The sequence below is a fragment of the Actinoplanes campanulatus genome, from assembly GCF_014647795.1.
GTDB classification, from domain to species: Bacteria; Actinomycetota; Actinomycetes; order Mycobacteriales; family Micromonosporaceae; genus Actinoplanes; species Actinoplanes campanulatus.
The window spans coordinates 219,369-233,864 of record NZ_BMPW01000010.1; the positions used below are offsets into that span (position 1 = coordinate 219,369).

11 protein-coding genes are annotated in these 14,496 nt (G+C 71.1%); 5 read left to right on the top strand and 6 right to left on the bottom strand.

The genetic code is table 11. The annotated features are described in order from the left end of the window. Nucleotides 1-3 precede the first annotated feature (3 nt). Complete coding sequence (locus tag IEZ13_RS20935; protein WP_183225775.1) at nucleotides 4-2,244, top strand: S8 family serine peptidase; 2,241 nt, start codon at nucleotides 4-6, stop codon at nucleotides 2,242-2,244. Between the two features lie 3 nt (nucleotides 2,245-2,247). Here the strand turns inward: IEZ13_RS20935 and IEZ13_RS20940 are convergent, their stop codons facing one another. Further along, on the bottom strand, nucleotides 2,248-2,766 hold the full coding sequence (locus IEZ13_RS20940; RefSeq protein WP_183225774.1) for a SixA phosphatase family protein: 519 nt from the start codon (nucleotides 2,764-2,766) through the stop codon (nucleotides 2,248-2,250). Between the two features lie 114 nt (nucleotides 2,767-2,880). Here IEZ13_RS20940 and IEZ13_RS20945 point away from each other — a divergent pair, with 114 nt between their 5' ends. Further along, nucleotides 2,881-3,156, top strand: a complete 276-nt coding sequence (locus IEZ13_RS20945) for a DUF6458 family protein (RefSeq protein WP_183225773.1) — start codon at nucleotides 2,881-2,883, stop codon at nucleotides 3,154-3,156. A 39-nt stretch (nucleotides 3,157-3,195) separates the two neighbouring features. Here the strand turns inward: IEZ13_RS20945 and trhA are convergent, their stop codons facing one another. Continuing rightward, nucleotides 3,196-3,873, bottom strand: a complete 678-nt coding sequence (gene trhA, locus IEZ13_RS20950; protein WP_183225772.1) for a PAQR family membrane homeostasis protein TrhA — start codon at nucleotides 3,871-3,873, stop codon at nucleotides 3,196-3,198. Nucleotides 3,874-3,951: 78 nt separating this feature from the next. Between trhA and IEZ13_RS20955 the strand changes: the two genes are divergently transcribed. The 3 genes from IEZ13_RS20955 to IEZ13_RS20965 are packed head-to-tail and all read left to right on the top strand — an operon-like array spanning nucleotide 3,952 to nucleotide 6,150. After that, a complete protein-coding gene (locus IEZ13_RS20955) occupies nucleotides 3,952-4,557 on the top strand; it encodes a 5-oxoprolinase subunit B family protein (protein WP_183225771.1) in 606 nt (201 codons plus the stop codon). Then, on the top strand, nucleotides 4,554-5,393 hold the full coding sequence (locus IEZ13_RS20960; RefSeq protein ID WP_183225770.1) for a 5-oxoprolinase subunit C family protein: 840 nt from the start codon (nucleotides 4,554-4,556) through the stop codon (nucleotides 5,391-5,393). Before IEZ13_RS20955 ends, IEZ13_RS20960 begins: the two co-directional genes overlap by 4 nt. Next, nucleotides 5,389-6,150, top strand: coding sequence for a LamB/YcsF family protein (locus IEZ13_RS20965; protein WP_183225849.1), 762 nt, complete (start codon nucleotides 5,389-5,391; stop codon nucleotides 6,148-6,150). Before IEZ13_RS20960 ends, IEZ13_RS20965 begins: the two co-directional genes overlap by 5 nt. 3 nt (nucleotides 6,151-6,153) lie before the next feature. On the opposite strand, the gene IEZ13_RS20970 is transcribed toward IEZ13_RS20965, so the two are convergent. The 4 genes from IEZ13_RS20970 to IEZ13_RS20985 form a co-directional block, all read right to left on the bottom strand. After that, nucleotides 6,154-7,947: an NHL domain-containing thioredoxin family protein gene (locus IEZ13_RS20970; RefSeq protein ID WP_183225769.1), complete on the bottom strand. Its 1,794-nt coding sequence runs from the start codon at nucleotides 7,945-7,947 to the stop codon at nucleotides 6,154-6,156. Between the two features lie 655 nt (nucleotides 7,948-8,602). Continuing rightward, nucleotides 8,603-12,355: an LppU/SCO3897 family protein gene (locus IEZ13_RS20975; RefSeq protein WP_183225768.1), complete on the bottom strand. Its 3,753-nt coding sequence runs from the start codon at nucleotides 12,353-12,355 to the stop codon at nucleotides 8,603-8,605. A gap of 332 nt (nucleotides 12,356-12,687) precedes the next feature. Beyond that, nucleotides 12,688-12,828, bottom strand: coding sequence for a hypothetical protein (locus tag IEZ13_RS20980; protein WP_183225767.1), 141 nt, complete (start codon nucleotides 12,826-12,828; stop codon nucleotides 12,688-12,690). A gap of 199 nt (nucleotides 12,829-13,027) precedes the next feature. Beyond that, the gene (locus tag IEZ13_RS20985) at nucleotides 13,028-14,491 is read right to left on the bottom strand and encodes a dihydrolipoamide acetyltransferase family protein (protein ID WP_183225766.1); all 1,464 of its coding nucleotides are present in this window, start codon (nucleotides 14,489-14,491) and stop codon (nucleotides 13,028-13,030) included. Nucleotides 14,492-14,496 lie beyond the last annotated feature (5 nt).

Sequence of the window (14,496 nt, forward strand, 5' to 3'; positions counted from 1 at the left end):
TCGGTGCGCATCGCTTCACCCTGTCTCGCCTCACTCCTGCTGGTAGGCCTGGTAGCCACCCCGGCCGCCGCCGCGGAGGAGCCGGTACGCCTCAATGTCGGCCTGGTCGCGGGTGCTGATCCGGCGGCCGTCCTGGCTGGACTCGGTGACCGGGCCGGTGCGGTGAAGCGGGTGCACGGTCTGGACGCGATCACCGTCGAGGTGGCCGAGCCCGACCGCGACTCCGTGATCGCGACGTTGAGGGATCACAGCGGTGTCCGGTACGCCGAACCGGACGGGCAGGTCCACGCCGACGCGGTGACGGTCAACGATCCGCAGACCTTCAACGAACTGTTCCACCTGGCGGTGAACCGCGTCCCTGACGCATGGACCTGGACCACCGGCAGCACGGCCGTCACCGTGGCCGTGGTGGACTCCGGTGTGACCCGGAACCGGGATCTGGACGACGGACGTGTGCTGACCGGCTACGACTTCGTCGACAGTGACACCTCCCCGGCCGACGCGGACGGGCACGGGACGGCGATGGCGACGCTCATCGCGGCCGAGGCGAACAACTACTACGGCAACGCGGGTGTCTGCATGTCGTGCCGGATCCTTCCGGTCCGGGTTCTGGAGCAGCAGGCCGAAGGCCCCGCGGCGGGCGCGGCCGCCGACGCCGCCGCAGGGATCGTCTGGGCCGCCGAACAGGGCGCGCAGGTTGTCAACGTCTCGTTCAGCACGCCGGTCGAGAGCGAGACGTTGCGGGATGCGGTCGACCGGGCCACCCAACTCGGTGCCTTGGTGGTGGCCGCTGCCGGCAACGACGGCGGTACGGCGCGTGCCTACCCCGCGGCCTTCGAGCCGGTGGTGGCGGTCGGTGCCGTCACCAACACCGGCCGCCCGCATGAGCCGACCAACCAGAACAGCGTGACCGACCAGTGGATCGACGCGGCCGCCGACGACATGCTCGGCGTCGGCAGCGGCAGCCAGGTCACCTTCCCGAACGGAACCTCGGTGGCGTCCAGCATCGTCTCCGGGATCGCGGCTCTCGCGTTCTCCACCGGATCCGATGTCACGGCCGCCGAGGTCAGAGCCGCCATCACGAGCTCCGGATTCCGTCCGAGCACGCAGCCCGCTCATTCGGCGCCCCTGGTAGACGCCGCGCGGGTGATCTACGCCTTCACGAGGGCCGACGAACAGACGCCCACGGTGACCGACATCGGTTTCACCGTGCCCCGCCCCGTGTCCGTCGATGGGATCACGGTGCGGCCCAAGGCCGCTGACGATCACGCGGTGGCCGGTTACCGGTTGCTTGTCGACGGCGCCGAGGTCGGCGCGACGGCCGCCACCCTGCAAGCGGCCCCGATGACCTGGAAGCCGCCGACCGGTTCCGAGGGTGAGGTGACGGTCACGGTCGAGGCGATCGATCTCGCCGGACGGGTCGGCCGCATGAGCAGGGTGGTGCCGGTCGACACCATCGCCCCGAAGATGACCGTGGTCAGCCCGTTCTATTTCGACGTGGTCCACGGGTCGATCACCGTCGAGATCCGCACGCCGGAGACCGCGCCGCAGCGGATCACCGCCAATGGCGTCACCCTGACGCAGGTGCCGGGAACCGACCGTTGGATCGGTGAGGTCCCCGCGGCCTCCTCGGTCGAGATGATGGTCATCGACGCCGCTGACAACGTGACCCGGGAGAGCCGGCCGGTCACCGTCGACGACGAGGGCCCGGCGATCACCGGCTTGACCCCGGCCGCGAACACCCGGGTGCGAGGCACCTTCACCAGCACGTTGCAGGGTGTCCAGGACGTGATCGGTGTCGCCAGGGCGGAGCTGTGGGCGAACGGGAGGTATGTCGGAAGCGACAACGTCGCGCCGTACTCGATGGCGGTGAATTCCGGTGCCGCCAACGGTTCCGTCGTCCTCACCTGGCGGCTCACGGACCGGTTCGGCAATACCCGGACCTACACGCGGACGGTCGTCGCGGACAACGCCGGACCGGCTCTGGTGATCAGTAGGGCGCCGAAGAACAAGGCGAAGATCAAGGGCGCGACCAAGGTGTACATGAAAGCCTCCGACGCCAGTGGGATCTCCCGGGTCGAGCTGATCGTGAACGGGAAGGTCGTGGCCCGGGACTACACCGCGGGCTACCTGCTCGGCTTCAACGCCAGTAAGCAGAAGAAGACGATGAAGGTGCAGGTCCGGGCGTACGACAAGCTCGGCAACGTGAAGTACACGAGTACCCGGACCTGGTACCGGAAGTAGGGCTCAGCCGCGGGCGGTGTGCGAGCGGGTCAGGCGCATCGCCCCCGGTTCGGCCTGTGACCAGGGCTGGTCGCCGCTGTGGACGGCCAGTCCGGAGGTGCGCATCTCGACGACCGTGCCGGTGTACTGCTCGTCCGGCACCAGTAGGGCGGACACTTCGGACATGGTGGGATTGTGGCCGACGACGAGGACCGTACGAATGGTGTCTGAAACGGCCCGGAGCAAGTCGAAGACCTCGCCGCCGCGACCCAGATAGAGCGACTCCTCGTAATGCACCTCGGGTGCCGGCCGGGGGTCGGGGCCGCTGCTCAGCGCGATGGCCGCGTTCTGCCAGGTCTGCCGGGTGCGCTTGGCGGGGGAGCAGATCACCAGGTCGGGGTGCAGGCGCTCGTCGGCCAGCCAGACGCCGGCCGCCTCCGCGTCGGCCACTCCGCGAGGCGCCAGGGCGCGGTCGTAATCGTCGAAGTCGCCGGGGGTCTCGGCCTTGGAATGGCGCAGCAGGATGAGCGTCCGCGTGGTCATCGGTACAGCTTGCCTGATTGGAATGTCATGCGGGCGGGTAAACGCTCGATCGACGCATTCACCACGGTCGAGCGGCGTCGCCCGGCCGGGCGGACACCAATCGAGGAGGGTCCGATGGGTATCGGCGCAAGCATTTTCCTGCTGGCTCTGGGGGCGATCCTGGCGTTCGCCGTGGAGGCGGACATCAGCGGTCTCGACATCGGCGTGATCGGCTGGATCCTGATGCTGGCCGGGCTGGCCGGCCTGGTCATCACGCTGGCGTTCTGGAGCAACCGCCGCCGTACCGTGGTGACTCGTACGCGGCAGCCGGTCGCCGAAGCCGGTTACACCGAGTATCGCGAGGTCCGACGGGACGACGTCCCGCCGCCGCCTCCCCCGGCGTACTCCTGAAGTTGTGCGAAGGCCCAGGCTGATGCCTGGGCCTTCGCTTTACGCGTACAGGGCGAAGTAGACCGCGATGTGGTGGCAGATGGCGGCCACCAGGGTGCACGCGTGGAAGAACTCGTGGTGGCCGAAGACGGTGGGCCAGGGGTTGGGCCGGCGCAGCGCGTAGAAGACGGCGCCGACCGTGTAGATCGCGCCGCCCACGATGAGCAGGACCAGGCAGGTCACCCCGCCGACGTGCAGCACCTCCGGGATGATCGCGACGGCCACCCAGCCGAGTGCCACGTAGAGCGGGGCACCCGCCCAGCGGGGCAGATGCGGCCAGACCATCTTCAGCGCGACACCGCCGATGGCGCCGCCCCAGACCAGGCTGAGCAGGACGATCTGCTGCGTGCCCTCCAGGAGCAGGACGCAGAACGGCGTGTAGCTGCCGGCGATGAATATGAAGATCATCGAATGGTCGGCGCGCCGCATGATCTGGTAGCCGCGCTCGCTCCAGACCCGTCGGTGGTAGAGCGCGCTGGTCCCGAAGAGCCCGCACACCGTCACGCTGTAGAGCAGGCAGCTCACGAACGGGGCGATGCCGGGGCGGCTCAGCGCGATCGAACTGAGCACGATGCCGCAGACCGCGGCGACGAAGAATGCGTACTGATGCAACCGGCCGCGTAGTCGCGGCTTGCCGAGGTCGGTCGGCGACATCCGGAACGGGGCTGAGGTCGTCACGTCCCCTAGGTTACGGCACCGTAGGTTACTAATGGGTAGTGACGCCGGATACGGTTGACGCTGCCGGATGATTTCCCCATGAAGATACGACGGGTGGGAACCGCCGGCCTGCTGATCGAGTGCCCGGACGCGCAACGGGTCGAGGATTGGCGGGCTGAGCTGTGGAAACGTCGTGCCGCCGGTGAGCTGCGGGTGGTGGAGATCGTGCCCGGCGCCCGTACCGTGCTGCTCGACGGCGCGGCTCCCGGGACCGCGGAGGCCCTGCCCGGATGGGAGCCGGCGCCCGGCGGAATTCAGGCCGAAGGACCCCTCGTGGAGATCCACACGGTCTTCGACGGCGAGGACCTGGAATCGGTCGCCGACCTGTGGAGGGTCACCGTGGACACGGCCGTCCGCCGCCTGGTCGAGACGCCGCTGACCGTCGCCTTCTCCGGCTTCGCGCCCGGTTTCGCCTATCTGCGCGGGCTTGCCGACGAGTGGGCGGTCCCCCGGCTCGCCGCTCCGCGGCCTCGCGTGCCAGCCGGATCGGTCGCCCTCGCGGGTGGTTACGCGGGCATCTACCCCACGGCCTCTCCGGGCGGGTGGCGGCTGGTCGGCCGGACGGATCAAAACCTTTTCGACGTACGACGTGAGCACCCGGCCCTGCTCACTCCCGGCACCCGGGTACGACTGGTGGCGGTGTGATCACCGTGCTGCGGGCCGGGCCGCTCACCACGGTGCAGGATCAGGGCCGGCCGGGGTGGGCGCACCTGGGCGTACCCCGCTCGGGTGCCCTCGACGCGCCCGCCCTGCGTCTCGCCAACCGTTTCGTCGGCAATCCTGACGACGCCGCCGGACTGGAGACCACGATGCTCGGCTGCGCCCTGCGTTTCGAGCGGCCCGCACTGGTCGCCGTCACCGGTGCGGTCGCCGACATCGACGTCGACTCCCGGCCGGTCGAGCGGCTCCGTGGCTGCCAGCTCTTCGAAGTGCCGGCCGGTGGGGTGGTCGACGTGAAGCGGGCCACCCGGGGAGTGCGTTCCTACATCGCGGTGGCCGGTGGGATCGCGGTCGAACCGGTGCTGGGCAGCCGCTCGACGGACACGCTCTCCGGACTGGGCCCGGCCCGGCTGGCGGACGGGGACACGCTCCCGGTCGGCGTCCCCACGGCGGCGCCCATGCTGGTCGGGGAGCCGGCACGGCCGGGCGGGGAACTGGTTCTCGGGATCCACCTCGGGCCGCGCGACGACTGGTTCGACACGAAAGGGCTGTTCGGGTCCCCGTACCGAATCAGCCCGTTGAGCAACCGGGTCGGAAGCCGGCTGGCCGGCACCGCCCTGACCCGCACCCGGGCCGGCGAATTGCCCTCCGAGGGCGTGGTGCTGGGCGCCGTGCAGGTCCCGGCGGACGGGCAGCCGATCATCTTTCTGGCCGACCATCCGACCACCGGCGGATATCCGGTGGTCGGGGTGATCGACGACGTCGCGCCGCTGGCCCAGGCGCAGACGGGGACTACCGTGAGGTTCCGTGAGCTGGATTGATCTGAACGCGGACCTCGGCGAGGGCTTCGGCGCCTGGCGGCTGGGCGACGACGACGCCCTGCTGGACGTGGTGACCTCGGCGAACGTGGCCTGCGGATTCCACGCCGGTGATCCGTCCACGATGCACCGGGTGTGCCGGACGGCCGTCGCGAAGGGCGTCGCGATCGGCGCCCAGGTCGGCTACCGGGACCTGGCCGGATTCGGGCGGCGGCGAATCGACTACGACCACGACGAGTTGCGGGACGACATCCTGTATCAGATCGGGGCGCTGGAGGCGTTCTGCCGGGCCGCGGGGGATCGGGTCCGCTATGTGAAGCCGCACGGCGCCCTCTACAACACCGCGGCGGTCGATCCCGGGCAGGCGTCGGCAGTGGTGGACGCGGTGCTGGCCTATGACCCCGCGCTTCCCGTGCTCTGCCAGCCCGGCTCGGAGTTGGCGGGTCAGGCCCTGCACCGTGGCCTGACCGTCGTCGGTGAGGGTTTCGCGGATCGCGGCTACCTGCCGGACGGGCGTCTCGTGCCGCGCTCCCGGCCGGACGCGCTGGTCCACGAGCCCGATCAGGTGGTTCAGCGGGCGGTGCGGATGGCCGCCGACGGCTCGGTGACGGCCGTCGACGGCTCCGCGGTGCCCTGCCCGGTCCGGTCGATCTGCCTGCACGGCGACACACCCGGTGCGGTCGAGCTGGCACGGGTCGTACGGGATGGGCTCCGTGCTGCCGGGCTGGAGGTCAGGCCCTTCGCCGTCGCCCTGGCCTGAGGCTCACGCGTCCATGCCGCGCAGGATCAGCGGCAGCCGGTCGGGACCGTTCGGGTCGATCACGATCGGCACGCCCCAGTCCTGACGGGTCAGGTGGCAGGCGCCGAACTCGGCGTCCACATCGCACGTCGCGGCCTGGGCGACGACCTGGAGCACACCCTTCGGCACGTCCGGGTTCAGCACGATCTTTCGCGACAGGTCGGTGGTGGTGCCCTCACCGTCCAGCAGCAGCTCGGCCGGGGACGCCGACACCACCAGCCGCAGCGGCGACCCGAACTGGAAGTCCAGCTTCTGGCCCGGCGCGGGCGTGAAGATCACGTCGAGGGTGACCTCGCCCGGGGCCAGGTGCGACGGCGGGCGCTCGGTCCGGTGCCGCTCCCCGCTGATAATTTTCACCGCACCCGGAGCCAGGCGGGACAGCCGGTGTGCGGCCGACTCCACCACGATGACCTGCCCGTCCCGCGTCACGAGGACGTCGCTGGGCTCGGCGACATTCGCGTCCACGGTGGAGACCTCGGCCTTCGCCGGGTCGAAACGCCGCACCGCGCCGTTGTAGGTGTCCGCCACCAGCACCGAACCGTCGGCCAGCGCCGCCACACCGAGCGGATGCTGGAACAGTGCCTCGCCCGCCGGGCCGTCCACGTGACCGAAATCGAACAGTCCCTGGCCGACCGCGGTGTGCATCACGCCGTCCTCGACATACCGCAGCGCCGACGTCTCACTGTCGGCGATCCACAGCCGCCTTCCGTCCGCGCTGACCGACAGGCCGCTCGGCTGGGCCATCCACACGTCCGGCAACGGGCCGTCCCGCAGTGCCTCGACCGTGGTGCCCGCGTAGACGCCGACCGTGCGCTTGATCGGATCGAACCACCACAGCTGGTGGATGCCGGCCATTGCGATGATCACGCGGTCTTCGTACCAGGCCAGGTCCCACGGCGACGACAGGTCGGCGGCGAGGGAGTCGTGGGCGTGATCGTCGACCGCCGACCGCCACGGACGACCGGAACCGGCCACCAGCGTGATCTCCCCCGATGTCAGGTTCAGGCCGCGCAGCTGGTGGTTGACCGTGTCGGCGACCACCACGTCGTAGCCCGCGGTTCCGGCCACCGCCTCGGGCAGCAGAACCAGGCCCTGCGGCTCGCTGAACGGCTCACCCCGGACCTCGCTGCCGAACCGGCGGACCAGCGTCTCGCCGTCCGCGGACAGTTCGGCAAGCGAGTGCCGGGCCGAGTCGGATACCAGCAGATTGCCGTTCGGCAGCTCGATCGCCTTGCCCGGGAAACGAAGCAGGCTCTCCGGGGCGGGCGGAGGGACGTACGGGCCGTCACCGCGGTGCAGGGTGCCGTCCGCCTCGTGCTTCACGATCAGCTCGTCGATCAGCCGGGACAGGCCCTCGGCGTGCCCCTCGCCGGCCATCGAGGCGACCAGGTAGCCGGCCGGATCGACCACGGACAGCGTCGGCCAGGCCTTCGCGGCGTACTGCTGCCAGATGTGCATGTCGCCGTCGTCGACGACCGGGTGATGCACGCCGTACCGCTCCACGGCGGCGGCCAGCGCCACCGGGTCACGCTCGTGCTCGAACTTCGGCGAGTGCACGCCGATCACGACGAGCGCGTCGCCGTACTTCTCCTCCAGCGGCCGCAGCTCATCCAGGACATGCAGGCAGTTGATGCAACAGAACGTCCAGAAATCCAACACCAGGATTTTTCCCCGCAAATCGGCCAGGGTGAGGGCCTTTCCGCCGGTATTGAGCCAACCGCGACCCTTGAGTTCGGGTGCACGCACGCGAAATTCCATCAGCCCATCGTGCCTTACTGTGCTGGATTGCTTCGCTTCGCTCCGCGGCAAAACGCCTTGTAACCGGTGTCGAGGCAGGTGATTTCCCGTCACCAGCAAACCCCGCTGGCGTCGGCAAATCACTTGCCTCGACACCGGCGGCGTTTTGCGGGGGACGTCGAGTGCACCGCCGTCCCGCTCATGCGTGATCGCTCCGTGGCTAGGACGAGTGCTTTGGTCGTGGATCTTCGCAGCTGGTTCTCAGGGCGGCGGTAGATCATCGCCCATGCTCCGCCTCCCCTGGGGGACCTTGGGTGATCGGACGCATCCGCATGGCCGCGATCGCGCAAGATCTACATCGATGTTTCGGACAAGTTGGACGGCCGGCTCCCGCAGCCAGCCGTAAAGATCCAGCGGCCGTGGGAGCTGTCTCACGGGCCTCGAGAGAGCGTTGTGAGCCGGCCGTAGACATCACGCACCCGTCCCGGCCACGGAACATTTACGTTGAGCAGGACGGCGGTGCACTCGACGTCCCCCGCAAAACGCCGCCGGTGTCGAGGCAGCTGATTTGCCGACGCAGCGGGGTGTGCTGCGGCGGGAAATCACCTGCCTCGACACCGGTTACAAGGCGTTTTGCCGCGGAGCGAAGCGGAGCAATCAAGCACAGCAATCAGGCTCAGTTAGCTTTTAGGCAGAGGACCTGGTCGCCGTTGTCCTTGGGGACGACGATGTAGGGCTGGGTGGCGTCGGCGCACTGGCCCTTGGCGTTGACGATCGAGACGACCTCGAACGTGCCCGCCTCCGAGCAGGGGGCCACCACGGGGCTGCTGCCCTCGCGCTTGACGCATTCGCCCTGGGCGACCTTGAACTCCTCGTCGCCCATGCCCGAGATCAGGTAGACCAGGCCGAACACCACCGCGAGTAGGACCGCGGCGCCGAGTACGACGGCGAGGGCCACCGGCACGGTCTTGACGTTCGGCTTGGCGGGCGGGGGTGCGGCCTCGGTGGCCTTGAATTGGTCGAATCGGCCCTGCTCTTCGGCGGGTCCGGGCCAGCTGGTGGTGTCCTCCGGGCCGGGCGGCGTCACCGTGGCGCGGGCTGCCGGGGTGTTCGGGTAGGCCCCGCCGCCGGGCTGCTCACCGGGGAGTGGCGGCAGCGCGGGCGCCGGAACGTACGGCGAGTTGCCTCGGCCGGACACGTCCGTGGTGTGCTCGTTGTACTGGTCCGGCAGGCCGCTCGGAGCGTTGCCCCGGCCGGCGATGTCGGTGGTGAGGTCGCTGTACGGCGCACCGAACGCCGACGACCCGGGCATCCCGGGACTGTTCGCGCCCGGGAACTGCGAGGAGCCCGGCATGGTGGGCTCACCTGCCCCCGGGTAGGGAGACCCGGGCATGGTGGTGTCGCCCTGTCCCGGGAATTGCGGCGACCCGGGTGCGCCGGCTCCGGGGAACGGAGAGCCCGGCATGGTCGAGTCGCCCGCTCCGGGGAACGGCGAACCCGGCATGGTCGAGTCGTTCTGTCCGGGACCCTGCGACGACCCGGGCATCGCGGGGCCGCCCGGTCCGGGGAATTGCGGGGAGCCCGGCATCCCAGAACCGCCCGGTCCGGGAAACTGTGGGGAGCCCGGCATCGAGTACGGCGAAGCGCTGCCCATAGCCTCCGGCGGCGAGACCCGCGCGCTGGCCGTTGCCCGGGCGGTCGCCCGAGCCGGGGACTGCGGAGCGACACCGGGAGCGCCGGGGCCGTCGCCGGACGGTGGCGGGAAGCCACCGAAGCCGTCACCGGCCGGACCACCGATACCGTCACGGCCGCTCGGGGGGAATCCATCCGACGGGGCTTCGCCGTCCGGACGGGACAGCGGCGGGATCGAAGCGCGCCCACTCGGGCCACGATCGTCGGCACCACGCTGCGGCAGCCCGAAGCCGCCGTCGTTCTGTGGTGTGTAGCCACCCGAGGGGCTGTCGCCTGACTGGGGCTGGCCGAAGCCGCCGTCAGTCTGTGGTGTGTAGCCACCCGAGGGGCTGTCGCCCGGCTGGGGCTGGCCGAAGCCGCCGTCGTTCTGCGGCGTGTAGCCACCCGAAGGGCCGTCGCCCTGCTGGGGCCGCCCGAAACCGTCGGACGAGCTGTCGCCAGGTTGGGCCAGGCCGTAGCCGCCGGAGGGGCCGTCGCCCTGCTGGGACCGGCCGAAACCGTCGGACGAGCTGTCGCCCGGCTGGGCCAGGCCGTAACCGCCGGAGGGGCCGTCGCCGGGCTGGGGGCGGCCGAAGCCACCGGAGGGGCCGTCGCTCTGTGGTGGCAGGCCGTAACCGCCCGAAGGGCTTTCGTCCTGCGGGGGCAGACCGTAGCCGTTATCGGTCTGCGGCCGGTTCAGGGGGAAGCCGCCGGACGGGCTTTCGTCCTGCTGGGGCAGCCCGAAGTCGCTCTGCGGTTTGGCCGCGCCGTACGGGCTCTCCGGCTGCTGACCCGAAGCGAAGCCGCCGAAAGAGCCTTCCGGGCCGTCACTGCCATACGGCGAAGCCGCGGCCGTCGAGAACGGAGCCGCGCCGTAACCGCCGGACTGCGCCTCGTCCGAACCGGATTCCGGCTGGTCCGCCGGAGCCGGGGCAGGGCGACCGTAGACCCGGGCCTGCGGGGCCGGGCTGGGCGGCGGAAGCTCGCCGGCCTCCGGCGGGGTGACCCGGACACCGGGCACCGAAGCGCTGGCCGTGACCGGCCGGGCCGACCCGACCGCGGGCTTCAGACCCGGGTCGCGCGGCTGCGGCACCGCGGACGAGGCGCTCTGCGAATCCCCCTGCGACAGCGAGGCGTTCGGCTCCGCGTCGGCACCCGCTACAGAACCGCTCCGATCGTCTCCCGGGTAGGAGGCGTCGCTACCGGGGAACGCGGCACGGGAGTCGGTCCCCGGGTAGGAGGCGTCGGTACCGGGGAACGCGGCACGCGAGTCGGCGCCCGGGAAGGGATCGCGCGAGTCGCTGCCGGTAAGCGCGCCACGCGAGTCGGGCCCCGGGAAAGAACCGCGCGGGTCGGCGCCCTGCGAGCTGTGAAGGCCGGACCCGGGAAAGGGCGGAAGCGAGTTGGGTCCCTCGGGCTCCGGGAACGGAGCACGCGAGTCCGGACCGGATCCGGGGAACGAACCGCGCTGGTCCGGCCCGGCGAGCGAGTTGAGCGGGTCCGCCACGGACGGGGCGCTGTGCATGCCGGCCGCCGGAACGGTGCCGCCGGAGGCGAGCGCCGCGCCGGGAACGCGCTGCGGGAAGCCGGAACCGCCGGCCGGGTCGCCGGCGGGAGTCTCGGGCTGGGCGCCGCCGAACGGCTGCTGGCTGCGGATCGGCAGGTCGAGGCCGGGCGCGGAGCCGTTGTCGGCCTCCACCTGCGGACCGGCCGGGGCGCGCAGCGGGAAGCCGCCGCCGTCGCCACGCCGGGACGGGAAGGTGTCGGAGGCCGGGCGGGCCGAGGACGAATCGGTCGGGGTCTCTGCGGGCCGGGTGCTCTGCATCCAGCTGTTCTGCGCCGGTCCGGCCGTGAAACCCGCCGAACCGGGCGCGGAACCCGCCGAACCGGGCGCGGAACCCGCCGAACCGAGCGGGGAACCCGCTGAACCGAGCGGGGAGCCCGCAGATCCGAGCGCGGAGCCAGCCTGGCCAGCGGCGGAACCCGCCGAGCCGGACCTGGAACCGGCGGGAAGATCGCCGAGGTTGGCGCCGGGTACGCGGACCGGCTGGTCGCCGAAGGCGGAGAACGGGGTGTGGCCGAGGCCGCCGTCCTCGGGCGCGGTCGCACCGGGCGTCCGGGTGGGCAGCCCACTGGAGCTGAGCTTCAGCGGGGAGCCACCGACCGGATTGTCGGTGGTGGGCGCGGCGGGCGGCGGCGGCACCGACGCGGAGGCTTGCGCGGGCCGGCTGGCGGGCGGGAACGCGGCCGCGGAACCGAAGGAGGCCGGCGAATCGGCCGCGGAACCGAAGGAAGCCGGTGAGGTAGCCGCGGAACCGAAGGAAGCCGGTGAACCGGGCGCCGCGGGCTCGGCACCGGACGGCGCCCAAGGCGAACCGTCAGGCCGGGCCCCGTAGGTGCCGGAGGCGGGACCGTACGGCGATTCGGGCGACACCGACCCGTACGGCGAGGCGCTCCCACGCTGTGGCGGCTCGTCACCGTCGGGCTGCGGCACGCGGGCCGAACCGTAGGAGGTGCCGCCCTGGCCGGCGCCGGCGCCGAAGGTGGACACGGCCGGCACGACGAACGGCGAGCCCCCACCGGGGGTGCTGGCCGGCGGCGGACCGTACGAATTGGGGAAGCCCTCAGCGGGCGACTGGGCCGCCGAGGCCCGGCCGGCGATCCGCTGACCGTCGGAATCGTGCGGGAACCCGCCCGACGTGGGTCCGCCCGACGTGGCCTCGGCCGGCTGACCGGCGTTCTGCCCCTCGGACGTCATACGCGCCTCCTCATCGATGCGGCCGTGCCAGCTTTGCACGGACGCGGCCCCACCGGCGAGCTTCCGCCAAAGGGCCGTGCCAGCTTTCCGGCCTGGCCGTGCTGGGTCCGTCGCGGAGGGTTAACCGCCGGTGGCCCCGGTCTCCGCACCGACCGGCCGTGCCGGGTTGGGGACCGTGCCCACGGTACCGGGCGTGCGCGGCGGGAGGAATCCCGGTGTACGCCCGGAGGTGACGAGTGCCCGATCTTCAGAAAGTGGGATGCGACACGAAACGGCCCGCCCGGGTGATCCGGACGGGCCGTTCGACGTGGTAGCTGCCCTGATCGGGGAGATCAGTAAGGGCGGCGCTGGGCGAGGATCGCGAGTTCGTCACGCATCGCCTGCGTGGGCGCCGACTGGAGAGCGCGGTCGATGGCGCGGTTCTCGCGGCTGATCCTGCGGCGCTGGCGGAAACGGTCGATCATGTTGTCCATGGCGGTGCTCACTTCCCCGGCGGTGGCCGGCTGTCGGATCTGACGCCGCCGCCTGCCCGCTTGTGGCGGACCCCCCGGCGCACGTCCCGGTGTTGACTCCATTATGCGCCTACACCGGGGACGTGGCCATCGATTCAGGGGGTGATCCGGGTCATGAACCTAAGGATCGAAAGTCAACCGCCTAACAGGCCGAAAGACCCTAGGTCCAACTGAGCAGTGTCGCCTCCGGGTCCTCGAGGAAGGCGCCGATGTCGCGCAGGAACCGGGAACCCAGCTCGCCGTCGATGATCCGGTGGTCGAAGGAGAGCCCCAGCGTGGTCACCTCGCGGATCCGGATCTTGCCCTTGTGCACCCACGGCGTCGGCCGGATCGCGCCGAACGCCAGGATCGCCGACTCGCCGGGCGGCAGGATCGGCGTCCCGGTGTCGATGCCGAACACCCCCACGTTGGTGATCGAGAGGGTGCCGCCGGACATGTCGGCCGGGGGTGTCTTCCCCGACTTCGCGGTCCGGACCAGCTCGTTCAGCGCCTCGGCGAGTTCCCGCAGGGTGAGCCGGCCGGCGTCCTTGACGTTCGGGACGATCAGCCCGCGCTCGGTCGCCGCGGCGATGCCGAGGTTCACGTAGTCCTTGACCACGATCTCGCCGGTCGCCCCGGACCAGGACGAGTTGACCATCGGGTGCCGTTTGACCGCGAGCAGCACGGCCTTCGCCACCAGCAGCAGCGGCGAGATCCGGGCGCCCTCGAACTCGGGACGCTTCCGCAGCTTCTCCAGCGCCTTCATCGAGCGGGTCACGTCGACCGTCAGGAACTCCGTGACGTGCGGCGCGGTGAATGCGGACGCGACCATGTTCTCCGCGGTCAGCTTGCGTACGCCCTTGATCGGGATGCGCTGCTCCCGGGAGGCGTCGAAAACCGCGGTGGCCGGGCTCGCCGCCGTCGGCGCCGGCTCCCGCGCCGGAGAAGAAACCGCCAGATGTACGTCGTCCCGCGTCACCGAACCCAGCGGGCCCGTGCCGTTGACCGTGGTCAGGTCGACGCCGAGGTCCCGGGCCAGCTTCCGCACCGGCGGCTTGGCCAGCACGGGACCGGTGCGGACGACCGGGGCCACGGTCTCCTGTGCCGGGCCTACGGGTGCGGCCGGACGGACCTCGGCAGCCGCCGGAGGCGGGGTAGGCGTGGTCGCGGTCGTGGACGCGACGGGCGTACCGATGCGGGGTCGTCTTGTGGCGCTGGTGGTTCGCGGGCCGTAACCGACGAGCACAGCCGTGCGCCCGCCAGGTGCCGGTCCGCCGATGAGGCCGGCCTCGGCCTCGTCCGCGGCCGGCGAGGAAGCCGAAGCCGGCGCCGGAGAGGGAGCCGGAGCCGAAGCCGGCGCCGGAGAGGAAGCCGGAGCCGGAGGCTCTTCCGAAGAGCCGGGCTGGGTGTCGATGGCGATGATCGGCTTACCGACCTCCACGACCGTCCCGGCCTCGTGGAAGATCCGGGTGACCACGCCGCCCCACTTCGCGGGGATCTCGACGGCCGCCTTGGCGGTCTCGACCTCGACGATCGGCTGGTTCAGCTCGATCGTGTCGCCGACCTTGACCAGCCAGGCCAGGATCTCGCCCTCGGTCAGTCCCTCGCCGAGGTCGGGCAGGTTGAACTCCTTGATCCGCGACATCGGCG

Excerpts from the sequence above, each read along its gene's own strand:
- IEZ13_RS20985 (WP_183225766.1), bottom strand. The coding sequence starts at position 14,491 with ATGTCGCGGATCAAGGAGTTCAACCTGCCCGACCTCGGCGAGGGACTG.
- IEZ13_RS20945 (WP_183225773.1), top strand. The coding sequence starts at position 2,881 with ATGGGTATCGGCGCAAGCATTTTCCTGCTGGCTCTGGGGGCGATCCTG.
- IEZ13_RS20980 (WP_183225767.1), bottom strand. The coding sequence starts at position 12,828 with ATGGACAACATGATCGACCGTTTCCGCCAGCGCCGCAGGATCAGCCGC.
- IEZ13_RS20940 (WP_183225774.1), bottom strand. The coding sequence starts at position 2,766 with ATGACCACGCGGACGCTCATCCTGCTGCGCCATTCCAAGGCCGAGACC.
- IEZ13_RS20970 (WP_183225769.1), bottom strand. The coding sequence starts at position 7,947 with ATGGAATTTCGCGTGCGTGCACCCGAACTCAAGGGTCGCGGTTGGCTC.
- IEZ13_RS20975 (WP_183225768.1), bottom strand. The coding sequence starts at position 12,355 with ATGACGTCCGAGGGGCAGAACGCCGGTCAGCCGGCCGAGGCCACGTCG.
- IEZ13_RS20955 (WP_183225771.1), top strand. The coding sequence starts at position 3,952 with ATGAAGATACGACGGGTGGGAACCGCCGGCCTGCTGATCGAGTGCCCG.